The sequence below is a fragment of the Pseudomonas sp. 478 genome (assembly GCF_003254125.1).
In the GTDB taxonomy this organism is placed as follows: domain Bacteria; phylum Pseudomonadota; class Gammaproteobacteria; order Pseudomonadales; family Pseudomonadaceae; genus Aquipseudomonas.
Genome location: NZ_QKZG01000019.1, coordinates 37,755 through 64,054, shown reverse-complemented (window position 1 = coordinate 64,054; position 26,300 = coordinate 37,755). Strand labels below are relative to the sequence as shown.

Below are 26,300 nucleotides of genomic sequence, written 5' to 3'. Positions count from 1 at the left end.
CTCGGGCTGGAGTAAATATGATGGCTGTAATCCCGGTGAATATTATGTCCGAAATAAAAACTCCACCAGCCCCATGTCGTTACGCGACCTGTAGCCGCTAGGCGATGTCGCTGTGGCTGAATTCCTCGCCCAGAAAGTCGATCAATGCGCGCACCGACGGCAGCAGCCCACGGCGTGACGGGAAAATCGCGTGGACGATCCCGCACTTGGGGGCCCAGCCCGGCACCAGTTCCACCAGTCGGCCCGCGGCAATGTCATCGCGCACCACCACACTGGGCAGGTGAGCGATGCCGATCCCGGCCACCACGGCATGACGCAGTGCCAACAGGTCATCGGTGACCATTCGTGGCGCATGCCGGATCACCGCGCTGGCGCCATTGGCCCCAAACAATTCCCACTGATACTCACGCTGCGCCGCGCCCCAGTGCAGGCTTGGCAACCCGCTGAGGTCGGCTGGGGAGGCCGGTGATGACAGGCACGGCACAAAGGCCGGGCTGCCCACCAGGCACTGGGTGCTGTTGCCCAGCACCTTCATCACCATGTCGGTATTTTCCAGCGGCGGAAAGCGCACCCGCAGGGCGATGTCGAACCCCTCGTGGATCAAGTCGACCCGGCGGTTGGTGCTCTCGATGAACAACTCCACCAGCGGGTACTTGAGCATGTAGCGAGTCAGCATCGGCCCGACCCAGGAGTTGAGCAGCGCGGTCGGGCAACTGATGCGCACCAGGCCCTGGGGTTCGGAGCGGTTGCGTTCGATCAGTTCGGCAGCGCTTTCCGCTTCCACGCGCATGGCCAGGCAACGCTGGTAATAGGCTTGGCCGATTTCCGTCAGTGAACAATGCCGGCTGGTGCGGTGCAGCAGGCGTACGCCGAGGCGCTCTTCGAGCTCGGCTATGCGCCGGCTCAGCTTCGACTTGGGCATGTCCAGCGCCCGACCGGCCGGGGCGAAACCGTGGTGCTCCACCACTTGGGTGAAGTAGTAGAGGGTGTTGAGGTCTTCCACCATCGTTCTCCATATAGAACGCTAAGGCTGATTTTTGCAGTCTAGTGCATCAAAGGGTTCAGTTTTAAGCTTTGTCCATCGCGTCACACACCAGATTCGGAGGCGGAATGAAAAACATCATCGGTATCTACACCAGCCCACGGACCCATTGGGTCGGCGACGGTTTTCCGGTTCGCACGCTGTTTTCCTACGACAACCTGGGCAAACACATCAGCCCATTTTTGCTGCTCGATCACGCCGGTCCCGCTGAATTCACCCCGACCACCGAGCGTCGTGGCGTTGGTCAGCATCCACACCGCGGTTTCGAAACCGTGACTATCGTTTACAAGGGCGAACTGGAGCACCGCGACTCTACCGGCAGCGGCGGCAAGATTGGGCCAGGCGACGTGCAATGGATGACCGCAGCCTCGGGGATTCTCCACGAAGAATTCCACTCCGAAGGTTTCGCCAAAACCGGCGGCACCCTGGAAATGGTGCAGCTGTGGGTCAACCTGCCGGCCAAGGACAAAATGGCCGACGCCGGTTACCAGACGATTCTCGATGGCGACATCCCGAGCATCGCGCTCAAGGACCAGGCCGGCAGCCTGCGCTTGATCGCCGGTGAGTTCGATGGACACACCGGCCCGGCGCGCACGTTTACCCCGATTGACGTTTGGGACCTGCGCCTCAACGGCGGCAAGTTGCTGACCCTGGACCTGCACGAAGGTCGTAACACGGCACTTGTAGTGTTGCGTGGCACGGTTCAGGTCAACGGTGTGGAACTGGTGCGCGAAGGGCAGTTGGCGTTGTTCGAACGCAATGGCCAGCAGCTCAGCGTGGAAGCCAATAACGACGCTGTCGTGTTGCTGCTCAGTGGCGAGCCGATCGACGAGCCAATCGTCGGTCACGGTCCGTTCGTGATGAACACCGAGCAAGAGATTCACCAGGCCTTTGCTGACTTCCAGTCAGGCCGGTTCGGTCGGATGAGCGGTTGAACTCAATGTTGTAACGCTGTGGCGTGTCGGGCGAGGGCGACTAGCCTTGCTTGGCCGCGTTTTAACGAACTATCAGGTTTCTCTCACGCCGACCCGTTCGGCATCGATAAAAAGCGAGGATTACTCCCATGACTACCTCTTACAAACGTCTCGACAAGGATAACGCCGCCGTTCTGTTGGTTGATCACCAGGCGGGTCTGCTTTCTCTGGTGCGCGACATCGAGCCGGACCGTTTCAAGAACAACGTGTTGGCCCTGGCTGACCTGGCCAAGTACTTCAAGTTGCCGACCATCCTCACCACCAGTTTCGAAACCGGTCCCAACGGCCCGCTGGTGCCCGAGCTCAAAGCGCTGTTCCCGGATGCGCCGTACATTGCCCGTCCTGGCCAGATCAATGCCTGGGACAACGAAGACTTCGTCAAGGCGATCAAGGCCACCGGCAAGAAACAACTGATCATCGCCGGCGTAGTGACCGAGGTATGCGTGGCGTTCCCGGCGCTGTCGGCACTGGCTGAAGGCTTCGAGGTGTTCGTGGTGACTGACGCTTCCGGCACCTTCAACGAACTGACCCGTCAATCGGCCTGGGACCGCATGTCGACCTCCGGCGCGCAGTTGATGACCTGGTTCGGCCTGGCCTGTGAGCTGCATCGCGACTGGCGCAATGACGTGGAAGGCTTGGCCACGTTGTTCTCCAACCACATCCCGGACTATCGCAACCTGATGACCAGCTACAACACCCTGACCAACAGCAAATAAACCTGACAACTTAGATCCCCTGTGGGAGCGAGCCTGCTCGCGATAGCGGTCTGACAGTCACCCTCAATGGTGACTGGCATGGCCTCATCGCGAGCAGGCTCGCTCCCACATTGGTTTTGCGTTAAATCCTCCTACAATGTGGCCAATCTGTGAGATCTTCGCGCCAATGGTCCTTGCTGGAGTTGCTTGATGCTGTCACTGCTTACCGATCACCCATTGATCTGCGCGATGGCTTTGATCCTTATCGATCTGGGGCTGTGGCGCCTGCTCAGTGCCAATGGCAGCAACTGGAAACTGTTGGTGCGGCTGGTGATTTTTTCGTTGTTCAGTGTCCTGCTGTTCAACGAAGGTCTGAACCCGATGGAAACGGCGCCCTGGGCCGACAACGTCCCGCTGCACCTGGCTGCCACTGGATTGCAGATCGGCTGGTGGTTGTTCGGTGCGCGTACCCTGACGGTGCTGATCGGCGCGGTGATGATGCAACGGGTCGGGCACACCGGGCGCTTGCTCCAGGATTTGCTCGGCGCGGTGATTTTCCTGATCGCGATCATCGCGGCTTTGGCGTACGTGCTCGATCTGCCGGTCAAGGGTGTGCTGGCGACTTCAGGCGCATTGGCGATCATCGTCGGCCTGGCCTTGCAAAGTACCCTCAGCGACGTGTTCTCCGGCATCGTCCTCAACACCACCAAACCCTATCAACTGGATGACTGGATTTCGATCGACGGCACCGAAGGTCGGGTCACCGATATCGACTGGCGCGCGACGCGCCTGCAAACCTCGCAAGGCAGCATGGCGGTGATTCCCAACTCGCTGGCGGCCAAGGCCAAGATCATCAACTTCAGCCGTCCCAGCGACATTTTTGGTGTCTCCATCAGCCTGCAACTGAGCCCGCACGCGCGTCCGCAAACGGTGATCGACGCGCTGGAACGGGCGATGCAAGGGTGCCGTTATCTGTTGAGCAAACCGGCGCCGTGTGTCGCGTTGAAAGGCTCCAGCGCCACCGGCGTGGAATACGAAATCAGTGGTTTCGTGGTCTCCATGGACCAGAAGCGCATGGTCCGTAATCTGCTGTTCGACCTGGCATTCCGGCACTTGCAGGCCAGCGGTGTCAGCCTGTTGTCGAACGTCGAACCCAATGCACCTGCCAACCTGTCGCGGCCACGGGCATTGCTGGATGCGTCGAACATTTTCTCGACCCTGCGTCAGGAAGAGAAAGAAACCTTCAGCCAGAACATGACCCTGCAAAACTTCCGCGCCGGTGAAATGATCCTGCCCGCGGGGGAGGTCAGCGATCATTTGTTCATCATCGAATCCGGTGTCGTGTCGGTGGAGTTAAGCCGTGGTGGGGTCAAGTTCGAGTCCGGGCGCATGGGGCCGGGTGAGGTGATCGGCGAGGGCGGTATTTTGTCCGATACGGCGCTACCGGCGGACTTCAGCGCCAAGACGTTCTGCAGCTTGTACCGGATCGAGAAGGAATACCTCAAACCGTGTCTGGATGCGCGACATGACATCAGCGAAGCGATGAAAGCGTTACTGGATTTCCGCTTGAACAAGGCGCAGACGTTGACTCAGGAAGCGCCTACGGTTGTGCAGAAGAAGGGGTTTTTGCAGTGGCTGCGCAATCGAGCGTAGGGGCTTGAAGGTCATGGGCGCGGGTGTGGCAAAGGCATTTCGGATGAGGACGACATGGGCAGGAGGTACCCCATTGGCATCCTCAACTTCCCAATAATTGGCTATTTGCTGCATCTCAGTGCGGGATTAACGTAGCTCCACACCCTTTGTGACTGGAGCCCACCATGCAACCGCGTATCGATTTCTACACCGCTTCCCCCGATGCACTCAAAGCCATGATCGCGCTGGAAACCGCTGTTTCGAAGCTGCCTCTGGAAAAAACCTTGATTGAACTGGTCAAGCTGCGCGCCTCCCAGATCAATGGCTGCGCCTTCTGTGTCGACATGCACACCGCCGATGCCCGCAAGGGCGGTGAAACCGAACGTCGGCTGTACGCGGTGTCGGTCTGGCGTGAAACGCCGTTCTTCACACCCCGCGAACGTGCGGCGCTGGCCTGGACCGAATCCTTGACGCTGCTGAGCCAGACCCACGCCCCTGACGAAGACTACGAACTAGTCTCCGCGCAATTCACCCCCAAGGAAATGGTCGACCTGACTGTGGCAATTTCCACCATCAACAGCTGGAACCGCCTGGCAGTAGGCTTCCGCAAAATGCCTCAGGAGTGACACCTGGGCTCAATGAGCATCGGCACTCGGCGCGGCCGGTGGTTGCACCTTGCGCATCAAGGGCACCATCGCCGTGGCGATGATGAAGCAGACCATGATCATCAGGAATGCATCGCCGTAGGTTTGCGTCTGCGCTTCGCGGTAGGTCAGCAGCCAGAGCTGATGCAGGCTGGCGGTGACGCCCGCGTCACCGCTTTGGCCAAGGGCGGCGAAGTTGTTGCCGACCTGGGACAGCCACTGATTCAGTGCTTCATTGGTGCTGTTGAGGTTTTCCGCCAACCGGGTGAAGTGCAGGTTGGTGCGGTCATTCAGAATGGTCGCGCACGCGGCGATACCGATGGCCCCCCCCAGGTTTCGCATCAGGTTGAATAACCCCGAAGCATGTTTGAGCCGCGCCGGTGCCAGACCACCCAAGGTCAACGTCACCGCCGGCGGTACCGCCAATTGCTGGGCAATCCCGCGCAGCGCTTGCGGCAGCATCAATTCCTTGGCCCCCCAGTCATGGGTGATCGGGCTGAAATCCCACATCGACAACGCGAACAGTCCAAGGCCGATCATCATGATCCAGCGCAGATCGATGCGGTTGGCCAGAAAGGCGTACAGCGGAATCGCCATGATCTGGAACACCCCGGTGGAGAAAACCGCCAGACCAATGTCCAGCGCGCCATAGCCACGCACCCGGCCGAGAAACAGCGGCGTCAGGTAAATGGTGGCGAACAGGCCGATGCCGGTGACGAACGAAAAGAAACAGCCAAGGGCGAAGTTGCGGTCTTTCAAGGCGCGCAAATCGACGATCGGATTGGCGACGTGCAGGGTTCTACCGATGAACGCCAGGCCGGCCAGTCCGCTGATCCATGCCGTGGTCAGAATCGTGCTGTCGCTGAACCAGTTCCAGCGTGGGCCTTCTTCGAGGGTGTATTCCAGGCAACCGAGAAACAGCGCCATGAACACCATGCTCAAGTAGTCGGCGCCTTTGAGCAGCGACAATTCCGGCTGATCGATTTTCACCAGCATCGGCACCGCCACCGCGACGAAAATCCCCGGCACCAAATTGATGTAGAACAGCCAGTGCCAAGAGGAAACATCGGTAATCCAGCCGCCGATGACCGGCCCCAGGGTCGGTGCCAACGACGCCACTGCGCCAATGGTTGCAGCCGCGATCACCCGTTGTTTGCCGGTGAAGAAAAAGAACGCGGTGGTGAACACCAGCGGGATCATCGAACCGCCGAGAAACCCTTGCAGGGCACGGAAGGCGATCATGCTCTGAATGTTCCAGGCCGCGCCACAGAGCAGGCTGGCCAGGGTAAAACCCACCGCAGAAGCGCAGAACAGCCAGCGCGTCGAGAACACTCGGGACAGCCAGCCGGACAGCGGGATCACAATGATTTCGGCGATCAGGTAACTGGTTTGCACCCACGCCGTTTCATCGGTGCCCGCCGAGAGCCCGCCGCCGATGTCGCGCAGCGAAGCGGAGACGATCTGGATATCCAGCAGCGCGATGAACATGCCGATGCACATCGTGGCGAAGGCAAACACCTTGGTCGCCGTTGCCATATCGGCGGCATTGAACGGTTGCGCGGGGGCGGCGAGGGCACGGCTCATGGCGCGCTGGCCACGGCTGGGGTTGCAGGTTCCTTGCGAGTGTCCACTTCAGCGGTGACCGACAGGCCCGGACGCAGATGGCCGAGCACACCATCGGCCGGATCAAGCACGATGCGCACCGGCACCCGCTGAACGATTTTGGTGAAGTTGCCGGTGGCGTTTTCCGGCGGCAGCACACTGAACTGCGAACCACTGGCCGGCGCGAGGCTGTCCAGATGACCATGGAATTCCTGCCCCGAAAGCACGTCGGCATGAATGATCACCCGTTGCCCCGGTGTCATTCGTGATAGCTGATCTTCCTTGAAGTTGGCATCAACCCACAGCCCGCTGGCCGGTACCACTGACAGCAATTGCGAACCGGCCTGGGCATAAGCGCCGACCCGCGCCCGGCGATTGCCGATCACGCCGTCCACCGGGGCCTTCAGTTCGGTGTAACCCACATTCAGCTGCGCCAGATCACGTTCGGCACGGGCCTGCATCAGCGCGGCGCGGGCTTGTTGTTTCTGGGTTGCGATCACATTCAACTGACGTTGTGCGGCGAGCAATTCAGCCTGAGCCCGGGCGCTGAGGGCTTGGGCGGTTTTGAAGGTGGCGTTGGCGCGTTGGGCGCTTTCCACCGAGACGGCGTTGCTGCCGACCAGTTTTTTATAGCGAGCATCGTCATCCCGTGAACGGGCGGTTTCGGCGCCGGCGGCATCGATCCCGGCGCGGGCCTGGCCGATCACCGCGTGTTGCAATTCTTCGGTGGCATCGAGATTGGCGAGCAGCGCTTCTTCGGCGGCCACCGCACCTTCGGCCTTGGCCAGGTTGGCGCGGTAATCGCGGGAGTCGAGACGAATAAGCACATCGCCGGCCTTGACCTTCTGGTTGTCGGTGACCAGTACCTCTTCGATATAACCCGCCACCTTCGGCCCGATCACCGTCACATCGCCGCCGATGTAGGCGTCGTCGGTCTCTTCGATGAAACGGCCGGCGGTCCACCAGTGAGTCGCATACAGCCCGGCGAACACCAGGGCAGCGATGACCGCAGTCAGCAAGATCAACCGTTTGAGCAGGGGAGGCTTGGGTGTGCTCACCGAGACAGCAAGGTCGGGTTCAAGGGTGGGCATGCTGGTCATGGAGAAATACCTGTGGGAAACGGGTCCTTATTACGCGTGTAATATGACGTAGGTAATATTTTGTGGCAATTGATTTTTGTTGCCGGTCGTCAGGTGGTTACCAAGCGCCTGAGGTGATGCCGGTCACGTTCTGGAAGAAGGTGATGAACGCGCTGTCACTTACAAACCCGAGGTCGAAGGCGCTGTAGCCAATGTCCCGCCCGGTCGCGAGCAGTTCGATGGCGCGCATTAGCCGCCATTGCTGATAGCTAATGCCGTTTTCACGCTGGAAAATTCACCCGATGGTTCGGCCGCTGGCGCCGATCTGTTGTTCCAGGACTTGAAGCTCCGGTGGCAACTGCTCGAGCATTGCGAGCAGCGTCCGTGGCGTCAACAGCCAGCCAAATGAGCATTAGCCAATCTCCATTTGAAGCTGAATGTCAGTTCACAGTCGGAGTTGTTTGCCTTGTTGATCGAGTGGTTGCGCCAGCATCAAAAGATCGCAACCTGCGACAGCTCCTACTGGGGGATGCAGTTCCATGTAGGAACTGCCGCAGGCGTCTTTGCGACAGGATCTGTAGAACAGGCATATTGACCAACTGCGGTATGATTGCTCTGTCCATTAGTCAGTAGTTACTAATGGAACTGCTAGTGTATTGGGCTTACGCTCACGGCTGGGCTAAGGAAGTCTATGTGATAGCCGGAAGATCCATCACCAATAGCTAAATGAACTCCACTGATACCTTCATTCATCTGTGAGTTTATTTTGTAGTCAATACTTGACGCGATAGCCTCGTTTACCCCGATTGCAAACTCGGTCAGCTTAAGCCCGCGAGAACCAGCCGCAAGGTCCAAAAGTTTTATATGTTCCTCGTTTTTTACTTTCAGTGAGGTAATGATGTTGTCTTGAACTGATAAGAGTGCCCCTTCCTCCGATATGCGATCACTCAGCCATCTTAATGAGGTTTTCAATCCTACTGGCAATGTCGGGTTAGGTTTTCTCAGTACTGTCAGTATTCCCGCGATTTTCAGAGTTCCGCTAAAAGAAAACGGGCAAGGTTCTTGTGGGTTCATGTGTGCATAATGAACTTCAAAAAATTCCGCCACAGACTGAACAAAGTCGTGTTCTAGGTCTTCGGCAAGTAGTGCGTATGGTTGTGCGTGAGGGAAAATAGTCACGCGCGCATCAGCGTCATTACCAGACAGGAAAAAGGATTCATTTGAATTGAGCATGTTCAACACGGATCGCTGTGTGCATAAGGCATGTTCAAAATTGCTGCTCAGCAAGAGCTCCAAGCTGTAGAGTGCACTAGCTAAGGAAGGCTCGAATACTTGCGTTGCGCAAAAAACGCTTTTTTTATTTTTTGTATTTTTTGCAATATCAAACGTCAATTTTGCAGCGTCATTACTAAAGGAAAAAATAACACTATTTTTTGGTAGCTTATCAATCTCAGAAATATTTTTCGTGTTGAAACCTAGGTGGCCACATTCTCTGAGAAAGTCTTCTGAGTCTGAAATTATTGATAACTCCCCACGACCAAAGAGCGTCGATATAATTTTTGATCTTGGCATAATATCCTCCTGTTTATTTTCAATGAGCGGCAAGAGAGTTCTTGTCGCTCATTGGTGTTATTTACTCTCCAGTGTGGGCCCACGCCAGAGGTGCCCAACCAAAATTATCCGGGCCAGAAGTGATTCGGTTGAGTTTCTCTGTGATGATATTTTTATTTTTCATCTGATCTTCCTTTTTCATTTTGTTGGTTTGTACTCCCTGAAATATTTGGGAGTGGACTAATTAATACAGGATTTTTTTACGTGTTAAAGGATTTGTTGGGGTTTTTTTAGAATTAATTTGACTGTTATCGTTTTCGTAAAGCTCTACAGGTTATTTGTGTAGGGCGTGTCTGTAGTCCTGTTCTGAAAATCTAATATTTTTCATTTTGGGGTTGTGGCTGATGACCTGATGTAGTTAGGTTGGTTTGTGGGGGGTTGTTTTTTGAAAGCCAAATGTTCAGCTGATAATAGAGGGTTATATAGTGCATGCATCAAAGAAATACCTGACAGATACATCTGTCCATCAAGCCCTGCTACTGGTTGATCTTACCGAGGCAAGCACTCCCGATCACGCCGTCCGACTATTGCTAAATGAAGTTCTTCAGGGGCTTGCTGAAAAAGGCTGGCCCCCAGCGCAACTTCAGACCGGGCCGCGAATTGTGTCTGCTGAAGAAAATTACGGTTTGCTGGGTTATGACCCAGCAGAGGTCACTCTTGGGAGTGAACACACCCGTTGGGTCGATGAGTGTTCTCTTTTGCGTACACAAACCACCAGTCAAATTCCGGCGGCACTTCAGCGTGCGGCCCATGTGCGGCAACCGGGGGAGACTATATTGCTGGCCGCGCCAGGTATCACTTTTCGTCGAGACAGTCGGGACCGTTGGCATTGCGCAGAACCACATCAAATGGATATTTGGGTGCTGGGTGATCCGGAACTTTCGACGCATGACCACTTGTTGCGTCTGGTCAGCGATATCCTCAAAACAGCCGTTCCTGACAAACGCTGGGTCTACAGCGATAGTCCGCATCACTACACGGAGGGTGGGATCGAAGTGAATGTGTTGAATGACGGCACTCCGGTCGAGGTGCTGGAGTGCGGTCGTATTGCTACTTCTTTGTTAGAGCGTTTGAAGATTGATCCGCAGCGTCATGGAGGGCTGGCGCTGGGGATGGGGTTGGATCGACTGACCATGCTGCGCAAGGGAATTCCGGATATTCGCCTGTTACGTGATCAGAACGTACGAGTACAGGCGCAGATGCATGATTTGAATCCCTGGAGCGCTGTATCACGTTTGCCTTCTATTGCTCGTGATATTTCGTTGGCGGTAACGCCAGGGTTAAGTGAGGAAGTGTTGACCGAGAGAATGTTACAAGCTGCTGGCGACAACTCTGACTGGATCGAGGAGATGCAGGTCAAGGGACGTTGGAGATTCTCGGATTTACCTGTGCAGGCAATTGAACGCCTCGGACTGTTGCCGGGCCAGGAAAATGTGCTTCTGCGCGTTGTACTGCGTGATTGTTCGCGATCAATCACTACCCACGAGGCGAACGCCTTATATGCGAACATTCAGTCAGCGTTGCATGAAGGTGCGCCGGGGGCGGGTTACAGAATGGATCTTCCCAAGTCTTGAAACCGCCACAGAAATGACACAAACGGAAATCGGAGACGATCATTTCGGAAACCTCCCACACCCAGGATTTGAGCTTCCCGGTAGGGTCAACGGCCCCCGGCATTCTGCCGGGGCACCTCCAAGGAAGAACGAACCATGACCAGAAAGGCCGTTATCGTTTTCAGCGGCGGACAAGACTCAACCACCTGCTTGATCCATGCATTGCCGATATACGATGAAATTCACTGCATTACCTTTGATTATGGCCAGCGCCATCGTGCGGAAATCGAAGTGGCGCAACAGCTTTCAAAACAGCTTGGCGTGAAGGTGCACAAGATATTGGACACTTCGTTGTTAAGCGAACTGGCCATTAGCAGTTTGACGCGGGACCACATTCCAATTGCAAGGAGCACGGGGGAGGGCGTGCCTGATACGTTCGTGCCTGGCAGGAATATTCTGTTTTTAACGTTGGCTTCTATTTATGCCTATCAAGTAGGCGCTGAAGCTGTCATCACAGGTGTGTGTGAAACAGAGAGCTCTGGTTATCCGGATTGTGGTGATGAGTTTGTTAAGGTGTTGAACAGCGCCATTCAGTTGGGCATGGACTATAAGGTAGGGATCGAGACGCCGCTTATGCGGCTGAATAAAGCTGAGACCTGGGCTTTGGCTGATTACCATAAGCAGCTGGATTTGATTCGTTACCATACATTGACTTGCTACAACGGGATAATGGGAAGTGGGTGCGGTGGCTGTGATGCGTGTGCTCTTCGTGCGAAAGGATTAAGTGAGTTTCTCGAAAGCAGAGTGAAAGTTTTGAATAGTCTGAAAATCAAACTAAAACTGTAAAAGTAGTTTACTGCGAGTAGAGGGTCATTAACGGCAACCCCCTACTTTTTGTGTCGTTCGGGTTGCGTTCGCAGAATGTTTGCGTTTGGAGAGGGGGTCCATAGTGAGCTGGACGCCTTCTCTTCGTATTGTCGATCAATTAAGCCGTAACCCGACTGGCGAAGCCTGCGTTTGGTTCGGGCCGCGTTCGGACGTAGCGGTCGTAAAACCTGAGTTTGCGGTCTTCCTGAAACACCGCAGCGGTTATGACTTAGGCGCGCAGCTATCGAATTTGAAAGTCGGTGCCGGGGTGAAGAACATTTTCGACAAGCAGTACTTCACCCGTTCCAGCGACAACAACTCGGGGATGTACGTTGGCGCTCCGCGCACGTTCTTTGTGCAGGCGAGCGTCGGGTTCTGATAGACCGAGGTGACTTCATCGCGGGCAAGCCTTGCTCCTACAATTGGTCGGTGTCACACGCAAATATTGTGTGCACTGAAGACCAATGTAGGAGCAAGGCTTGCCCGCGATGCTTTTCAGACCCTCAACACCTTCCCACCAATGGCCACCGCCACCAGCAACACCGCCATCAACCCGAAGGCAAAACTCAAACTGCTGCCATGGGCGATAAACCCGATCAACGCAGGCCCCGCGAGAATCCCGGCATAACCCAGCGTGGTAATCGCCGGTACGGCGACGCTTTCGGGCATCACCGTCTGTTTGCCCACGGCGGTGTACAGCACCGGCACAATGTTCGAACAACCCGCCCCCAACAATGCATAACCCACCAGCGCCGCTTCCCAACTCGGGGCGAAGGTCGCCACAAACAGGCCCGCTGCGGCCGTCAACCCACCGAACACTATCACTCGAGTAGCGCCGAGACGACGCACGATCGAATCACCGGTCAAACGGCCGACGGTCATGGTCAACGCAAATGCCGCGTAACCCAGTCCCGCATACGCGGTGTCGATCCCGCGTTCCTGCGCCAGGAACACCGCGCTCCAGTCGAGCGCCGCGCCTTCGGCGAGGAACACGATGAAACACATCCCGCCGATGAACAGCACGATGCCATGGGGAACGGCAAACGCCGGCCCCGAACTTTCGCTGCCGTAAGGCAAGAGGTGCGGCGCGGCCTTGGCCAGGGCGATCAGCAGCATCACGATCACCACCAGCGTCGCCCCCAGCGGTGAAACCCCGAAGCCGAGCAGGGCGCTGACGCCCGCCGCACCGACAATCCCGCCGAGGCTGAACAGCCCATGGAAGCCCGACATCATGGTCTTGCCGCTGGCCCGTTCGACGATCACCGCTTGCAGGTTCACCGTCGAATCCACCGTGCCCAACCCCGCGCCGAACATGAACAACGCGGCAATCAACGCTGGAATCGACGTCACCGTCGCCAACAGCGGCAGGGCCGCGCAGATCAGCAACACCCCGGCGCTCACCACCCGGCGACAGCCGAAACGCGTGGCCAGAAGCCCCGCCATCGGCATCGCCAGAATCGACCCCACCCCCAGGCACAACAGCAGCAAACCGAGCGTCCCTTCATCCAGCCCGGCCCGAGCCTTGGCGTAGGGCACCAGCGGCGCCCACGCGGCGATGCCGAAACCGGCAATGAAAAAGGCGATGCGCGTGGACATCTGTTCCAGGCGTCCGGGAACAAATGCGGTTTGAGTGTTGAGGTTGGTCATATCAATCCTTGGCAAAAAACGTCGCGTCCCCAAGGGACCGTGATCGACCTGCGAGGGTTCGATATTCAGTCCGCGGGATTGGCAGTCAGGCAGGGCGCCATCGTTGCACAGCGTGACCCTCTGCCGCGAGCGCAAGTGCCGACATTGTCCGGTTGGAGGCGATGAAGGGAAAAATCGACGGTTGAAAATAGCGTCGATGCATTTTTCCATTGGTAACGAGACGTCGTCGGTCAACGAGCGACAAAACGCGTGACCTCGACGACCTGAGTCCCTTCCACCTGAACATGCAAAAGCGCCGCTGGAAGGGAATGCTCACCGTCGAAACACTCAATAATCACGGTTTTGGCTGCTGTCGCCTGCACCGAAAGAGGGTGTGATTGGCGCAACAGGCGTTTGATCGCGGCACTCAGGGGAATGGGCGAATGGCCCTTGCGAACTTGCTCGCAAAACGCCAGCGCCACCTCGCGCGGTGCAGGCGGAGGCGGCGAAACCATTCCTGCGTCATCAAACAGTCGATTGAGCTGGTCGGCCGCGGACACGGCTCTCGGGAAACCGGCGAATGCTGAAGCTTGCAGCAATATCCCTGTCATCTCTCCCGGTGCGAGCCCCGAAGCCAACCCCGTCTTGAAGTGCACGCTCAAGGGTGGCCCCACCATCCCGGCCGCGACAATTGCGGCGAACGATACCGCTTCGCGCAGACGTGGGTCCAAGTCCGGACGGCCATGCAAGTAACCGTAAACAACGCCGACCGCCAGCTCACCCAGGGCTGGAACCGTTCGAAAGAGTGCGCCCAGTCGGGCGCCTCCGTCTGGCACCAGGTCGATAAAGGTTTTCCGGCCCTCGCGGTACAGCGTGGGGATGGGAGCGTCTGGGTGTTTGCTGCTCATGGGGTGTTCCGAGCATGAATAAAGAATTTCACTCTGGGCTCGGTCAGAAAGATTGTCTGCTGTCATAAGTGACAGGTTCAGCAGATTTGTTCGCAATAAGAGGTGATCGGTCTATAACGGAAATGCTTGCGGAACGCCTTGCGCGTTTACGCCTGGGCGGTATTTCATCGCCGGACATTGACGCCTAAAGTACAGGCACTTTCTGGCTGACTTCAGGACCGATCCATGACGCCGTTCTACGATGCTCGAGGCAATATCTATGCGGTTGTGGCGCCTGACGCCGTGCGCCGGGGCGGTATCGATCTGCCCGAGCAGGCCAGTCGCGCTGCGCAAACCCGTGCGGCATGGACGGTTTCGGCTATCGAGGCCTTCTGTGGCTGGGCACCCGGTACACAACCGCCAGGCAGCAAGGATCATCGCTGCGATGGCTTGCTGATCGGGCCGTTTCAAGACTCGCCACCGTTTGACCTGCTGATCGTCAACACCGACGGCACTCTGGCCGAGCGCAGTGGCAATGGATTGACGATTTTCTCTCAAGCCCTAAGTGAACAAGGGCTGCTGCCGGGGGACGAGGTTTGTTTGCTCAGGGTTCATCACGACAAGGCTGATGCGGTTTCACCGGTGGGCACGTCGGTGAAACCGGCCGAGGTCGAGGGTGTGAAAGGGTTTTGGCTGGATCTGGGCAGACCCTCGTTCGGGCCTGACGCGGTGGGGGCAAAAGGGGTTGAAAGCGTGCTGTTCAACGGTCGCGACGTCAGCTATGTGCAGGCGTTGTCGGCGCTCGACCCTGCCTGGTCTCGAAGCCAGTTCGTGCGCATCGGCAATCCACATTGTGTGACGCTTTTAGACAACGCCGATGCATTACCGAGCAATGAGCAGATGCGCGAGCCGGGGTTGTCCGAAGGGTTGACGCGTATCGCTTACGCCACACCGACCGGGGCGGGGGAGCCGTGTGCTGCTGGCGTGAATCTGCAATGGGCGATGCATGAGTCTGAAGGGCAAGTCGTCGCGCGGGTATTCGAGCGCGGAGAAGGGCCGACGGCGTCGTCGGGCACCAGCGCCAGTGCGGTGGCTTGCGCGGCGTGGCGGGTGGGTTGGGTCAATGCCGGGGAGGTGAAGGTGGTCATGCCTGGCGGTACGGCGCCGATTTTGTTGGAGGAATTAGAGGGGGAATTGAGTCGGGTCAGGCTATTCGGTATGGCTCGATTGATGGATTGAATTAAAGATTGCCTTCGCGAGCAAGCCCGCTCCCACAGTGGATCTGAGTGTACTCAGCGTTTGCGTCCACTGGAGATCTACTGTGGGAGCGGGCTTGCTCGCGAAGGCGTCAGCCCAGCCAACGCAAATCTCAGCTCTGATCGCCGAAGAACTCGACCACCGGCATCTGCCGCTTCATCAACACCTTGCCATCGCGCACCGAATACAGCGGCAGGCCTTGGCTGCGGATCACCTCGTAGTCGCTGTCCGCCGACAGAATCAGCAAATTCGCTGGCCGCCCGCGTTCCAGTCCATAACGATCACCCAGGTTCATGGCCTTGGCGCTGTTGTCGGTGATCAGGTCCAGCGCGCTTTGCAGGTTGCGGTAACCGAGCATGTGGCAGATGTGCAGGCTGGCTTCGAGCACTCGCAAGATATTGCCGTTGCCCAGCGGATACCACGGATCGACGATCGAGTCCTGACCAAAACACACGTTCATCCCCGCTTCCAGCAACTCATTCACTCGGGTCACGCCACGGCGTTTCGGGAAGTTGTCGAAGCGCCCTTGCAGGTGAATGCTTTCGGTGGGGCAGGAGACAAAACTGATCCCCGAATGCCCGAGCAGGCGAAACAGTTTGGCGCAGTAAGCGTTGTCGTAAGAGCCCATCGCCGTGGTGTGGCTGGCGGTGACCCGTGAGCCCATGTCGCGGCTGCGGGCTTCTTCAGCCAGCACCTCTAGAAAGCGTGAGTGCGGGTCGTCGGTTTCATCGCAATGCACGTCCACCAGGCAACCGGTGCGCTCGGCCAGGTCCATCAGGAATTTGACTGAACTCACGCCTTGATCGCGGGTGTACTCGAAATGCGGAATACCGCCGACCACATCGGCGCCCATGCGGATCGCTTCTTCCATCAGCTCGCGACCGTTGCGGTACGACTCGATGCCTTCCTGCGGGAACGCAACGATCTGCATGTCGATCAGGTGACGGCTTTCCTCACGCACTTCGAGCATCGCCTTGAGCGCGGTGAGCTGCGGGTCGGTGACGTCGACGTGGGTACGCACGTGCTGGATGCCGTGGGCGGCGAGGGTCTGGATGGTTTTCTTGGCGCGGGTTTTGGTGTCCTCTTCGGTGATGGTCACCTTGCGCTCGCCCCAGCACTCGATACCTTCGAACAGCGTGCCGCTCATGTTCCAGCGCGGTTCACCGGCGGTGAGCGTGGCGTCGAGGTGGATGTGTGGCTCGACGAAGGGTGGCACCACCAGGTTGCCGCCGGCGTCCAGATCATCGGGGCCCAGGGTCGGGGCTTCGGTCTGTCGGGCGATGTTGCTGATCAGGCCGTTTTCCAGGTGCAACTCATGCAGGCCATCTTGGTTGCGCAGGCGGGCATTGATGATGTGCATCAGGCGAATCCTTTTATAGATCTTGTAATGGTGCGTTGGCAGACCGGGCACCCAGCACGCCGGTCAGTACCACATACGTTAACGCGGCAGCGGCAATTCCTACCAGTGGCGCGACCCACGGTGAACTGAACGCGGCAACGGTGCCGACTGCGTAGGCGCCCAGGCCAGACCAATTGAACGCCGGCAACCGGGCGTCGGCCAGGCGTGGATATTGACCACGATAGCGGTAGAAGAAGTCCGCCATGATCACGCCGCCAATCGGCGGAATTACAGTGCCCAGCAGAATCAGGTAGGGCACCAGCATGTCGTACATGCCCAGCAGTGCCAGCAATGTGCCGATCACCGCGCCCGCCAGGGTCACGGTTTTGCGACGGCCAGTGCGCAGCAGGTTGCAACCGGCGACGGCGAAGTTGTAGATGGTGTTGTCCTGGGTACTCCAGATATTGAGCAGCAACATCGCCATCGCCGCCATGGCGAAGCCTTGCAACAGCAACACTTCGACCACGTCCGGTTGCTGGTAGACGATGGCGCCATAGGCCCCGATCAACACCATCAGGCCGTTGCCGATGAAGAAGCCGATCAGGCTCGCCAGCACCGCGACGCGTGCTGAACGGGAGAAACGCGTCCAGTTGGTCGCCTGGGTTGCGCCGCTGACAAAGGTGCCGAACACCAGGGTAATTGCGGTCGACCAATCCAGTGTTCCCGTCGGGACTACCGCGAGCAAACCGTCGAGGCCGCCGACCTTCACCGTGGCCACCCACATCGATAGCATCAGCAGCAACATCATCGCCGGTACGGCGATATACGACAGAATCTCCAGGCCGCGATAACCCACATACGCGGTCGCGCAAAATACCAGACCGAACAGCACCATCAGCCCGAGAACGGTGCCCTCGCTCAATTCGAAATACTTGCCCAGCACCACGGCGGCAGTAGCTGTGCCCCAAGCGTACCAGCCGATCTGGGTAAAGCCGAGGATCAGGTCGCTGAGCTTGCTGCCCACTTCACCGAAGCAAAAGCGTCCCATCAGCACCGAGTTCAGACCGCTCTTGAAGGCGATGTAACCCAGGCCGGCAGCGTAGATCCCCAGCAGCAGATTGCCGACGATAATCACCGACATCATCTCGCCGAAACTGAACGCCACACCGAGCTTGCCGCCGGCAAACATGGTCGCGGTAAAAAAGGTGAAACCCAGCAGCACCATGGCCGTTGAGGCCAGGCCTTTGCGGGCATGCATCGGGACTTCGCTGAGGGGGTAATCGTTGCCGGGATCGTTCTGCGTCATGGGGGCGTTCCTTGCTGAATGAGTGACGCGGGGGCGTGTTGCAGTGCTCGTGCCAAGCGTGGAGTGGTGTAGTTATTTATAGCCGAGCCGACGGGTTTGGCGCGGGGAGGGCACAAAAGCGGTGCACCTGAAGGAACACAGAACCATGTGGGAGCGGGCTTGCTCGCGAAAGCGGTGTGTCAGTCACAGCAGATGTCGACTGATAGACCGCTTTCGCGAGCAAGCCCGCTCCCACATTTGATTCGGTTTTTTCAGGGGGATTTTTGTTGTGGGAGGAACCGCAGGAGCGCCGCGACGATCGCTTCCGGCGCATCTTCCTGGACCAGATGCCCGGCATTCGCAATCGCCTGAAACCGCGACCCGGGAATCATCTGATGCAATGCCTGCCCGCGTTCAATGGGAATCCACTGATCGTCTTCCCCCCACAGAATCTGCACCGGACACCGAATCGTCGGGTACAGCCCTTCGGCCTCACGGGTATAGCGCTCGTCCATCTGCGCGATCTGCCGATAGAACGCCGCTTGCCCCGGATCGCCGAGCCACGGCTGCACGTAAGGTGCGAGTTGATGATCAGGAATTTCGCGCTTGATTGCCCCGCGAATATACGCCGGCACAATCGCCCGCTGAATGTAATCGGGCAGGCCCCTGAATGCCGCCTCATGCTGGCGCACATGCTGCACAAACGGCGAACCCCAGGGCGTCAGCGCCACGGGATCGATCAGCGTCAGGCTGCGGTAGTCCTTGCCGTTCAGCAGATGAGTACGCAGAGCGGTGGCGCCGCCGAAGTCGTGAGCGACGACGTCTGGTCGCGCCAGGCCCCAGTGATCGAGCAAGTGAGCCAGCAGGTCGTTCTGTACACCCAGCGACACATCGCCCTCGATTTTCTCCGATAGCCCATAACCCAGCAGGTCAAAGTAATGCACCCGATGGGTGGTGATGAAGTGCGGCGCAATCCGGTGCCACACGTAAGAAGAGAAGGGCGTGCCATGCACGAACACCAGCGGCGGACCGTCGCCCCGTACGGCGTAACGAACGGAGCGCCCGTTGAAACGATAAGTCTGAGGCAGCGGCCAGTCAGTCATTGGGGGTGTCCTCTTGGCGTGGGGGAGCCAAAAAGCATAGGCATAAAAAAACAGCCATTGAAGGCTGTTTTTATATTCACTGACGAAACGCAGTTCACTGTGGGAGCGGCGGTGCGGCGCTCCCACAAGGTGATTTTTATCGGCGTTTAGATCGGCTTACTCGCCGTGATAGATGCAACCGCTGGTGCACGTCTCGTGAATGCGGATCGCGCTGAGTTCCGGCAGCAGAGGCTTCAATTCCTTCCAGATGAATTTGGCCAGCACTTCACTGGTCGGGTTTTCCAGACCGGGAATGTCGTTCAGGTAGTTATGGTCCAGGCGCTCATAGAGCGGCTTGAAGATCGCCTTGATTTCCGAGAAATCACGGATCCAGCCCGTGTGCGGATCGAGGTCGCCGCTCAGGTGGATCGCCACTTTGAACGAGTGACCGTGCAGGCGGCCGCACTTGTGGCCTTCCGGTACGTGGGGCAGGCGGTGGGCGGATTCGAAGGTAAATTCTTTGAAGATTTCCACAGTGATTTCAGCTCTGTCAGGTGGCGATCGCCGCGGCGATGTGGGCAGGCGGCGAGTTTAACAGTTTGCGTTTGGCGTTGCGGGAAAACACTGACTAAAGGGTCAGCAAGCGCTCCCCGAGACGACCGCTGGCAGCCAGTTCGAGGAACTCATCGCCCATGCGACGGCTTTCATCCATCGTCGTGCGCCAGTATTTCTGTCGGCTCGGGGCATCGCCCATGAAGCGTTTGAAGTCGTTGCGGTCCGGGAGTTTGCCGTAGGGCAGGCGCGCCAGGTAATCCTTTGACGGCGCCAGCAACAGGACATCCTGCAAGCGCGCAGGACACGCGCGGCGCCATGGCAGTGTCTTGTCGAACCAGCCGGGAATCACCCGGTCGGTGAAATGCGGATAGAGCACGATGTCGTTGCCGCTGTAGGGCAGGTCGAGGTGATAGTCCAGCAGACCGCCATCGCGAAACGTCCCGGCACCGGCACCCGGCAGATTACGCACGCCTTCCATCACCATCGGGATCGAGCCTGAGGCGAGCAAGGCCTGGCGCAGGTTGCCGGCATTCAGCGCAACGAAGCGCGAGGGGAAATCGTTGAGAGCGTGGACCGGCGGGGCCAGGCGCGGATCGTGAATGATCAGCCGCTCGAAATGCCGCGACAGGCGCGCCCGGCCGCGCAGGTTGTCGGCAATCACCGATGACAGGCCCAGCCCCAGTCGGCCGCGATGATCGTCCGCCAGCAGGCCGTGGCTTTTGACCACCATGATGTTCAGTCGGTAATGAGCGTTGTCCAGAATCGAGGCATCGCGGCCGTCGAGCAACTCATCGAGCATGCGCCGGGAGCTCTGGCTGATCTGCGCCATGGTCACGCCCTTGGCGAAGTTCTGCCCGGTGTAGAGGTGACCGAGGCGGCGGATACCTTCGGCGGCATCCGGCAGACACGCGCTGGCGAAGCGCCAGGAACCCACCGACGCACCGATCAACGAGCGCTCCCGCAGTGCCGTCGGCAGCCATTCGCCGAACAACGCCAGGTCCAGACCTTGAATCCCCAACGCCTTGGGCCCCCCAGCGGCACCCGGCAGTGTGCCGACATCGGCGGCGCTCAAACCGTTTTCACGGATGCGCGCCAAGGCACGAGGGCCGGCCTTGAGGGTCAGGGAGGGGAACTTGATGTGGAAAGCGGTCATACCGGTCTCGAATGCAGGCAAGCGGGGGATTATAAACGCACGAATCCCTGTGGGAGCGGGCTTGCTCGCGAAAGCGGTGTATCAGTTGGTATTAATGCTGCTGACACACCGCTTTCGCGAGCAAGTCGGATCGCCGCACCGCCGCTCCCACAGGGTTTTGTGCAGGGCGGTGATGTCGTGTTGCCAGCTCAATGATGGCAATTCAGTTTCAATTAAGTTCGCCCCGTTAAGGTGCACTCCCTCGGCAACACATAAAAAAATACGGAGACACCCCATGAAAACCCTGACTGCCCTGTTCACCGCGTCCATCATCGGCATGACCGCCAGCATCGCCCACGCTCGCGACCTCGGTCCCGACGAAGCCCTGAGGCTGCGCGACGCTGGTACCATTGTGTCTTTCGAGAAGCTCAACGCCACCGCTCTGGCCAAACATCCCGGCGCCAAAATCACCGAAACCGAGTTGGAAGAAGAGTACGGCAAGTACATCTATCAGGTGGAAATGCGCGACCCTCAAGGCATTGAGTGGGACCTGGAACTGGACGCTGTCAGCGGGCAGATTCTCAAGGATCATCAGGATACGTAATGAAGGTGTTTTCTTTTTCACAGCGGTGCACGAGAGGTCGAATGGCTCTGGCGCTTCTGGCTTTTTGCTCGGTGGCCATGGCTCGCGACCTGGATCAGGACGAAGCCCTGCGCCTGCGTCAACAGGGTGTGATCCTGCCGCTGGAGCAGCTGTTGCAGCAAGCGCTGGACCGCTACCCCGGGGCCAAATTGCTGGAAGCCGAGCTTGAAGAGAAACACGACGTCTACGTTTATGAAGTCGAGTTGCTGACCCGTGAAGGTGTGGTCCGCGAACTGGACCTTGACGCCACCACCGGCCAGTTACTGAAAGACAAGGAAGATTGATCGATGCGTTTGCTTCTGGTGGAAGACCATGTGCCGCTGGCCGACGAACTGATGGCCGGCCTCAACCGGCAGGGTTACGCCGTGGACTGGCTGGCCGACGGTCGCGACGCGGTGTATCAGGGCAGCAGCGAGCCTTATGACCTGATCATCCTCGACCTCGGCCTGCCGGGTTTGCCTGGGCTCGACGTGCTGACGCAATGGCGGGCGGCTGGCCTGTCGACGCCCGTGCTGATCCTCACCGCCCGTGATTCCTGGGCCGAACGAATCGAAGGCCTCAAGGCCGGCGCCGACGATTACCTGACCAAGCCTTTCCACCCCGAAGAGCTGCACTTGCGCGTCCAGGCGTTGTTGCGCCGTTCCCATGGCCATGCCAACCAGCCGACGCTCAAGTCTGCCGGACTGCACCTGGACGAAGGCCGCCAATGCGTGACCCGCGACGGCGCCGACATCCAGCTCACCGCCGCTGAATTCCGCCTGCTGCGTTATTTCATGCTGCACCCCGAGCAGATTCTGTCCAAAAGCCACCTCGCCGAACACCTCTACGACGGTGAAACCGAGCGCGATTCCAACGTGCTCGAAGTCCACGTCAACCACCTGCGGCGCAAACTCGGGCGCAGCGTCATCGAAACCCGTCGCGGCCAGGGTTATCTGTTCGGCGGGCAAGCCCAGTGAGGTCGATCCAGCGCCGCTTGAGCCTGGGGCTGATCAGCGTGATGGTGATCGTCGGCCTGGTGCTGGCGCAGACCAGCCTGTGGCTGTTCGAAATGGGTTTGCAGCGCTACCTCGAAGCCGGGCTGCGCGACGACAGTGAAAACCTGCTGGTGGCGCTGGTGCGTGGGCCGCAGGGGTTACAGCTGGATGAGCGACATCTGTCGCCGGCCTATCAGCGGCCGTTTTCTGGGCATTACTTTCGCATCGATTTTGCCGACAGCCATTGGCGCTCCCGTTCGCTATGGGATCAGGAACTGCCGCGCCTCGACCATGCCGGCCTGCACAGCAACCTGCAATTGGGGCCGGAAGGCCAGCAATTGCTGGTGCTGCGTTCAGACTATCGACGGCTCGGCCAATCGATCTCCATCAGCGTGGCCCAGGATTACACGCCGGTGCGCGAGAGTTTCCAGCGCATGCGTCAAGTCGGATTGGGCCTTGGGCTGACGGGGCTGCTGCTGATTCTGCTGCTGCAACGGATCACCGTGCGCCGCGCCTTGCGCCCGCTGGAAAAGGCCCGCGAGCAGATCGCCCAGTTGCAGCAAGGCCAGCGCTCGCAACTCGATGATCAGGTGCCGGTAGAGCTTGAACCGCTGGTGGCGCAGATCAACCATTTGCTGGCGCACACTGAAGACAGCCTCAAGCGTTCGCGCAATGCGCTGGGCAACCTCGGCCACGCCTTGAAAACCCCGCTGGCGGTGTTGTTGAGCCTGGCCTCAAGCGAGAAGCTCGATGCGCAGCCGGAACTGCGCAAGGTGATGCAGGCGCAACTGGAACAGGTTCAGCAGCGACTCAATCGCGAACTCAATCGCGCACGGTTATCCGGCGATGCGTTGCCGGGGGCGTTGTTTGATTGCGATGCTGAATTGCCTGGATTACTGGCGACGTTGAACATGATTCATGGCGAGCATCTGGACCTCAGCTATGTGGCGCCGAAGGGGTTGCAACTGCCTTGGGATCGCGAGGATTTGCTCGAACTGCTCGGTAACCTGCTGGACAACGCCTGCAAATGGGCGGATGCCGAGGTTCGGTTGAGCGTGGTCGAGACGGCCGAAGGGTTTGAGTTAAGCGTGGAAGACGATGGGCCGGGGATTCCCGAAAACCAGCGCGATCAGGTGTTCAGCCGGGGTACTCGGCTTGATGAACAAACGGATGGGCATGGGTTGGGATTGGGGATTGTGCGGGACATCGTCGATACGTGGGGCGGGGTGTTGCGGCTGGAGGAGAGTGAGTGGGGTGGGTTGAGTGTGGTTGTTGAGCTACCTCGGCGTTGAGGCTGAAAGCCACCCCTCATCGGAACGCCGCCCGCCCATCCCTCCCGAAACGTCGGACCGCCCCAGAGGGGAGAGGGGGAAAGGGAGCTGATCTCCCTTGGCTTCTAATGCCGAGTTCGACTCTATTTTCTCGGTCGCAGAATATCTAAAAACCAACTCGGTCAGTCCCCTCTACCCCCTGGGGCGGTCCGACGTTTCGGGAGGGTTAGGGTGAGGGGTGGTTCTCAGACCCGAAACTGATCCATCAAACTCTGCTGCTGATTCGCCAGGCTATTGAGTGACTGACTCACCCGCGCCGATTCATTGGCCTGCCCCGACAGCGACTCCGTCACATCCCGAATCGTCGCCACGTTGTTGTTGATCTCCTCGGCCACGGCGCTTTGCTCTTCCGCGGCACTGGCGATCTGCAAGTTCATGTCGCTGATCACCGTCACCGCCTCACCAATCTGGCGCAACGCCGTCACCGCCTGACCCACTTGTTCGACACTGCCCTGAGCCTGGCGATGGCTATTGTTCATCGAGCCGACCACGTCCTGAGTGCCGCTCTGCAACTGCTCGATCACCAAGCGGGTTTCTTCGACAGACTCCTGGGTCCGGCGTGCCAGGTTGCGCACTTCATCGGCCACCACGGCAAAACCGCGCCCGGCTTCACCGGCACGAGCAGCCTCGATGGCGGCGTTCAGCGCCAGCAGATTTGTCTGCTCGGCGATGGCCCGGATCACTTCCAGCACCGAACCGATCTTCTCGCTGTTGGCTGCCAGGCCTTCGACTTGAACCATCGCCGCGCTCATGTCGGCGGCGAGGTTGTCGATGCTGGCGGTGGTGCGGTCGATCACGGTCAGACCGCGACGGGTGGCCTGATCCGCATCCCGCGCGGCCTGTGCCGCTTGCGCTGCACTGCGAGCGACGTCCTGGGCGGTGGCGCTCATTTCGTGGGACGCGGTAGCGACCTGATCCACCTGACGGTATTGCTGCTCCATGCCGGCGCTGGTCTGGGTGGCGATGGCGGACGACTGATCCGCCGTGCTGCGTGCGTCCTGCACCGAGCGTTTGACCTCGGCGATGATCGGTTGCAGCTTGTCGAGGAAGCGGTTGAACCAGCCAGCCAATTGGCCGAGTTCGTCCTTTTTGTCGTAGGCCAGACGGCGGGTCAGGTCGCCTTCGCCGCTGGCAATGTCTTCGAGCATGTGCGCCACACCCAGAATCGGTTTGGTCACGCTGCGGGCCATCAGCCACACCAGCAACAGGCCAATCAACGCGGCCAGTACACCCAGGCCGAGTTCGACCAGGGTGCCGGCGGTGTTGCTTTCATCGAGTTGCTTTTTCAACGCTTCGGCGGGGCCGACCAGGACTTTCTCCGGCACATCGAGCAACACGCCCCAGGACTTGCCACCGGGAATCGGCTGGAACGGCGACAGCACTTTGAGCTGTTGATTGTTGTGCAGGCTTTCGGTCTTGCTGCTGGCGGCGAGCATGCGGATCAGCTCGGCACCGTTGGTTTTATCCACGGTGTCCAGGCGCTGGCTGAGCTTGCTGGCGTCCGGGCTGTAACCGGCCAGCAAACCGACCGGGCTGATGATGCTGACGTTGGTCTGGCCGTCATAGAGCTTCTTGCTCGCACCCTGGCTGACGGCTTGCAGACTGTTGAGGTTGATGTCCACTGACAGCGAAGCGATGACCTTGCCGTTGACCATCAGCGGGAAAACGATGCTGGTCATCAGCACGTTCTGGCCGTCGATCACGTAGAAGTAGGGTTCGATCACGCAGGGTTTGAGGGTCGTGCGCGGGCAGGTGAACCAGGCGTTGGCCGGTTCGCCGCTCGGGCCGGTGCTGGTGTCGGCCATGTCGCTTTCCGGTAGCGCCATCGACGTCACCTTGCCTGGTGTCGGCTGCGACCAATAGAGCGCGAAACGGCCCTTGTCGTTGCTACCCAGCTCGGCCTGGCCGGCGAACAGATCGTCCTTGCCGTCCAGCGCGTTGGCTTCAAACACCAGCGAGAGGCCGAGCAGTTCCGGGTTGGCTTGCAGGGCTGACTTGACCTGACGGGTCAGGTCTTCACGCAGGTCAAAGGCATCGAGAAAGCGCTTCTCGGCCTGCTCGCGCAGGAACAGCACCTGACGCGAAAAGCCATGGCCATATTGATAGGCATCCATGAACTGCTGGCGAATCCCCAGCGCCTGGTTTTCACCCTGGGATTCGATCCGGGCCTGGGCCGCTTCGGTGAGCATCTCCATGCTGGATGCTTTCACCATCTCGGAGCTGTGCTCCATGCGATACAGCGAAAGACCCACCAGCAGGGTCACGATGCCGGCCAGGCACAGCCCGGCCAGCAGGGTGATTTTCCATTGAATGGAAAGTTGTCTGAGCGACATGGAGACGTCCTTATTCGATATTTATCTGAGACTTTGCACTGTAACGGCTGCGATTCGGCTTTCTTTATGGCAGTTCCTGAATGATGAAACTCCGTTGGTCGGCTGCCTTTGTGGCGAGGGGATTCATCCCCGTTGGGTCGCGAAGCGGCCCCCCGCA

22 protein-coding genes and 5 pseudogenes are annotated in these 26,300 nt (G+C 58.7%); 13 read left to right on the top strand and 14 right to left on the bottom strand.

Annotated elements, in window-relative coordinates; translation table 11 throughout:
• Positions 1-97: 97 nt before the first annotated feature.
• Positions 98-1,006 carry a LysR substrate-binding domain-containing protein gene (locus tag DFS28_RS28625; RefSeq protein ID WP_111452460.1) on the bottom strand — a complete coding sequence of 303 codons (909 nt, stop codon included), beginning with the start codon at positions 1,004-1,006 and terminating at the stop codon, positions 98-100.
• A gap of 104 nt (positions 1,007-1,110) precedes the next feature.
• Here DFS28_RS28625 and DFS28_RS28620 point away from each other — a divergent pair, with 104 nt between their 5' ends.
• The 4 genes from DFS28_RS28620 (at position 1,111) to DFS28_RS28605 (ending at position 4,969) form a co-directional block, all read left to right on the top strand.
• Complete coding sequence (locus DFS28_RS28620) at positions 1,111-1,977, top strand: pirin family protein (RefSeq protein ID WP_111452459.1); 867 nt, start codon at positions 1,111-1,113, stop codon at positions 1,975-1,977.
• A gap of 128 nt (positions 1,978-2,105) precedes the next feature.
• Positions 2,106-2,732: an isochorismate family cysteine hydrolase YcaC gene (ycaC, locus tag DFS28_RS28615; RefSeq protein WP_111452458.1), complete on the top strand. Its 627-nt coding sequence runs from the start codon at positions 2,106-2,108 to the stop codon at positions 2,730-2,732.
• A gap of 189 nt (positions 2,733-2,921) precedes the next feature.
• Positions 2,922-4,364, top strand: coding sequence for a mechanosensitive ion channel family protein (locus DFS28_RS28610; RefSeq protein ID WP_111452457.1), 1,443 nt, complete (start codon positions 2,922-2,924; stop codon positions 4,362-4,364).
• A gap of 164 nt (positions 4,365-4,528) precedes the next feature.
• Complete coding sequence (locus DFS28_RS28605) at positions 4,529-4,969, top strand: carboxymuconolactone decarboxylase family protein (protein WP_111452456.1); 441 nt, start codon at positions 4,529-4,531, stop codon at positions 4,967-4,969.
• 9 nt (positions 4,970-4,978) lie between these two features.
• Here the strand turns inward: DFS28_RS28605 and DFS28_RS28600 are convergent, their stop codons facing one another.
• From DFS28_RS28600 to DFS28_RS28590, 3 genes and pseudogenes are all read right to left on the bottom strand, one after another.
• Positions 4,979-6,571, bottom strand: a complete 1,593-nt coding sequence (locus DFS28_RS28600; protein ID WP_008152189.1) for a DHA2 family efflux MFS transporter permease subunit — start codon at positions 6,569-6,571, stop codon at positions 4,979-4,981.
• Positions 6,568-7,689: an HlyD family secretion protein gene (locus tag DFS28_RS28595; RefSeq protein ID WP_111452455.1), complete on the bottom strand. Its 1,122-nt coding sequence runs from the start codon at positions 7,687-7,689 to the stop codon at positions 6,568-6,570. The genes DFS28_RS28600 and DFS28_RS28595 overlap by 4 nt, the downstream gene beginning before the upstream one ends.
• 97 nt (positions 7,690-7,786) lie before the next feature.
• Positions 7,787-8,047, bottom strand: a pseudogene (locus tag DFS28_RS28590) (helix-turn-helix domain-containing protein); the annotation flags it as partial.
• On the opposite strand from DFS28_RS28590, the pseudogene DFS28_RS31295 reads away from it, so the two are divergent.
• Positions 8,038-8,161, top strand: a pseudogene (locus DFS28_RS31295) (LuxR family transcriptional regulator); the annotation flags it as partial. The pseudogenes DFS28_RS28590 and DFS28_RS31295 overlap by 10 nt on opposite strands.
• 155 nt (positions 8,162-8,316) lie before the next feature.
• On the opposite strand, the gene DFS28_RS28580 reads toward DFS28_RS31295, so the two are convergent.
• Entirely contained in the window at positions 8,317-9,240 is a 924-nt protein-coding gene (locus tag DFS28_RS28580; RefSeq protein WP_111452454.1) for a hypothetical protein, read from the bottom strand.
• A 464-nt stretch (positions 9,241-9,704) separates the two neighbouring features.
• Here DFS28_RS28580 and DFS28_RS28575 point away from each other — a divergent pair, with 464 nt between their 5' ends.
• The 3 genes and pseudogenes from DFS28_RS28575 to DFS28_RS28565 form a co-directional block, all read left to right on the top strand.
• Complete coding sequence (locus DFS28_RS28575) at positions 9,705-10,853, top strand: hypothetical protein (RefSeq protein ID WP_111452453.1); 1,149 nt, start codon at positions 9,705-9,707, stop codon at positions 10,851-10,853.
• 135 nt (positions 10,854-10,988) lie between these two features.
• Positions 10,989-11,678 (top strand): 7-cyano-7-deazaguanine synthase QueC, encoded by a 690-nt coding sequence (gene queC / locus DFS28_RS28570; RefSeq protein WP_111452452.1) that lies wholly within the window; start codon positions 10,989-10,991, stop codon positions 11,676-11,678.
• A 235-nt stretch (positions 11,679-11,913) separates the two neighbouring features.
• A pseudogene (locus tag DFS28_RS28565) lies at positions 11,914-12,078 on the top strand (hypothetical protein); the annotation flags it as partial.
• 116 nt (positions 12,079-12,194) lie between these two features.
• On the opposite strand, the gene DFS28_RS28560 reads toward DFS28_RS28565, so the two are convergent.
• Positions 12,195-13,346, bottom strand: a complete 1,152-nt coding sequence (locus DFS28_RS28560; RefSeq protein WP_008152175.1) for an MFS transporter — start codon at positions 13,344-13,346, stop codon at positions 12,195-12,197.
• A 230-nt stretch (positions 13,347-13,576) separates the two neighbouring features.
• Positions 13,577-14,233, bottom strand: a complete 657-nt coding sequence (locus DFS28_RS28555) for a carboxymuconolactone decarboxylase family protein (RefSeq protein ID WP_111452451.1) — start codon at positions 14,231-14,233, stop codon at positions 13,577-13,579.
• Positions 14,234-14,458: 225 nt separating this feature from the next.
• Between DFS28_RS28555 and DFS28_RS28550 the strand changes: the two genes are divergently transcribed.
• Positions 14,459-15,451, top strand: coding sequence for a diaminopimelate epimerase (locus DFS28_RS28550; protein WP_111452450.1), 993 nt, complete (start codon positions 14,459-14,461; stop codon positions 15,449-15,451).
• 130 nt (positions 15,452-15,581) lie between these two features.
• On the opposite strand, the gene codA is transcribed toward DFS28_RS28550, so the two are convergent.
• The 5 genes from codA to DFS28_RS28525 all read right to left on the bottom strand — a co-directional run bounded on the left by codA (position 15,582) and on the right by DFS28_RS28525 (position 20,883).
• On the bottom strand, positions 15,582-16,829 hold the full coding sequence (codA, locus tag DFS28_RS28545; protein WP_111452449.1) for a cytosine deaminase: 1,248 nt from the start codon (positions 16,827-16,829) through the stop codon (positions 15,582-15,584).
• 13 nt (positions 16,830-16,842) lie between these two features.
• Positions 16,843-18,114, bottom strand: coding sequence for a cytosine permease (gene codB, locus DFS28_RS28540; RefSeq protein WP_111452448.1), 1,272 nt, complete (start codon positions 18,112-18,114; stop codon positions 16,843-16,845).
• Positions 18,115-18,365: 251 nt separating this feature from the next.
• Positions 18,366-19,196, bottom strand: a complete 831-nt coding sequence (locus DFS28_RS28535; RefSeq protein ID WP_111452447.1) for an alpha/beta fold hydrolase — start codon at positions 19,194-19,196, stop codon at positions 18,366-18,368.
• Between the two features lie 156 nt (positions 19,197-19,352).
• On the bottom strand, positions 19,353-19,709 hold the full coding sequence (gene queD, locus DFS28_RS28530; protein ID WP_008152165.1) for a 6-carboxytetrahydropterin synthase QueD: 357 nt from the start codon (positions 19,707-19,709) through the stop codon (positions 19,353-19,355).
• 94 nt (positions 19,710-19,803) lie between these two features.
• A complete protein-coding gene (locus tag DFS28_RS28525; RefSeq protein WP_111452446.1) occupies positions 19,804-20,883 on the bottom strand; it encodes a patatin-like phospholipase family protein in 1,080 nt (359 codons plus the stop codon).
• Positions 20,884-21,157: 274 nt separating this feature from the next.
• Here DFS28_RS28525 and DFS28_RS28515 point away from each other — a divergent pair, with 274 nt between their 5' ends.
• From DFS28_RS28515 to DFS28_RS28500, 4 genes are read left to right on the top strand one after another with little or no spacing between them, the layout of a single operon-like run.
• Complete coding sequence (locus DFS28_RS28515; protein WP_008152162.1) at positions 21,158-21,466, top strand: PepSY domain-containing protein; 309 nt, start codon at positions 21,158-21,160, stop codon at positions 21,464-21,466.
• A complete protein-coding gene (locus tag DFS28_RS28510) occupies positions 21,466-21,789 on the top strand; it encodes a PepSY domain-containing protein (protein WP_111452444.1) in 324 nt (107 codons plus the stop codon). Before DFS28_RS28515 ends, DFS28_RS28510 begins: the two co-directional genes overlap by 1 nt.
• Before the next feature lie 3 nt (positions 21,790-21,792).
• Complete coding sequence (locus DFS28_RS28505; RefSeq protein ID WP_111452443.1) at positions 21,793-22,461, top strand: response regulator transcription factor; 669 nt, start codon at positions 21,793-21,795, stop codon at positions 22,459-22,461.
• Positions 22,458-23,771: a sensor histidine kinase gene (locus tag DFS28_RS28500; protein WP_111452442.1), complete on the top strand. Its 1,314-nt coding sequence runs from the start codon at positions 22,458-22,460 to the stop codon at positions 23,769-23,771. The genes DFS28_RS28505 and DFS28_RS28500 overlap by 4 nt, the downstream gene beginning before the upstream one ends.
• A 224-nt stretch (positions 23,772-23,995) precedes the next feature.
• On the opposite strand, the pseudogene DFS28_RS31290 reads toward DFS28_RS28500, so the two are convergent.
• A pseudogene (locus tag DFS28_RS31290) lies at positions 23,996-24,508 on the bottom strand (methyl-accepting chemotaxis protein); the annotation flags it as partial.
• Positions 24,509-24,853: 345 nt separating this feature from the next.
• Positions 24,854-25,924 (bottom strand): annotated as a pseudogene (locus DFS28_RS31285) (HAMP domain-containing protein); the annotation flags it as partial.
• Positions 25,925-26,300: the final 376 nt, after the last annotated feature.

Bases quoted from the DNA above. Each gene is read 5' to 3' on its own strand.
- DFS28_RS28625 (WP_111452460.1), bottom strand. From the start codon at position 1,006: ATGGTGGAAGACCTCAACACCCTCTACTACTTCACCCAAGTGGTGGAG.
- DFS28_RS28620 (WP_111452459.1), top strand. From the start codon at position 1,111: ATGAAAAACATCATCGGTATCTACACCAGCCCACGGACCCATTGGGTC.
- ycaC (WP_111452458.1), top strand. From the start codon at position 2,106: ATGACTACCTCTTACAAACGTCTCGACAAGGATAACGCCGCCGTTCTG.
- DFS28_RS28610 (WP_111452457.1), top strand. From the start codon at position 2,922: ATGCTGTCACTGCTTACCGATCACCCATTGATCTGCGCGATGGCTTTG.
- DFS28_RS28605 (WP_111452456.1), top strand. From the start codon at position 4,529: ATGCAACCGCGTATCGATTTCTACACCGCTTCCCCCGATGCACTCAAA.
- DFS28_RS28600 (WP_008152189.1), bottom strand. From the start codon at position 6,571: ATGAGCCGTGCCCTCGCCGCCCCCGCGCAACCGTTCAATGCCGCCGAT.
- DFS28_RS28595 (WP_111452455.1), bottom strand. From the start codon at position 7,689: ATGACCAGCATGCCCACCCTTGAACCCGACCTTGCTGTCTCGGTGAGC.
- DFS28_RS28580 (WP_111452454.1), bottom strand. From the start codon at position 9,240: ATGCCAAGATCAAAAATTATATCGACGCTCTTTGGTCGTGGGGAGTTA.
- queC (WP_111452452.1), top strand. From the start codon at position 10,989: ATGACCAGAAAGGCCGTTATCGTTTTCAGCGGCGGACAAGACTCAACC.
- DFS28_RS28560 (WP_008152175.1), bottom strand. From the start codon at position 13,346: ATGACCAACCTCAACACTCAAACCGCATTTGTTCCCGGACGCCTGGAA.
- DFS28_RS28555 (WP_111452451.1), bottom strand. From the start codon at position 14,233: ATGAGCAGCAAACACCCAGACGCTCCCATCCCCACGCTGTACCGCGAG.
- DFS28_RS28550 (WP_111452450.1), top strand. From the start codon at position 14,459: ATGACGCCGTTCTACGATGCTCGAGGCAATATCTATGCGGTTGTGGCG.
- codA (WP_111452449.1), bottom strand. From the start codon at position 16,829: ATGCACATCATCAATGCCCGCCTGCGCAACCAAGATGGCCTGCATGAG.
- codB (WP_111452448.1), bottom strand. From the start codon at position 18,114: ATGACGCAGAACGATCCCGGCAACGATTACCCCCTCAGCGAAGTCCCG.
- DFS28_RS28535 (WP_111452447.1), bottom strand. From the start codon at position 19,196: ATGACTGACTGGCCGCTGCCTCAGACTTATCGTTTCAACGGGCGCTCC.
- DFS28_RS28525 (WP_111452446.1), bottom strand. From the start codon at position 20,883: ATGACCGCTTTCCACATCAAGTTCCCCTCCCTGACCCTCAAGGCCGGC.
- DFS28_RS28515 (WP_008152162.1), top strand. From the start codon at position 21,158: ATGAAAACCCTGACTGCCCTGTTCACCGCGTCCATCATCGGCATGACC.
- DFS28_RS28510 (WP_111452444.1), top strand. From the start codon at position 21,466: ATGAAGGTGTTTTCTTTTTCACAGCGGTGCACGAGAGGTCGAATGGCT.
- DFS28_RS28505 (WP_111452443.1), top strand. From the start codon at position 21,793: ATGCGTTTGCTTCTGGTGGAAGACCATGTGCCGCTGGCCGACGAACTG.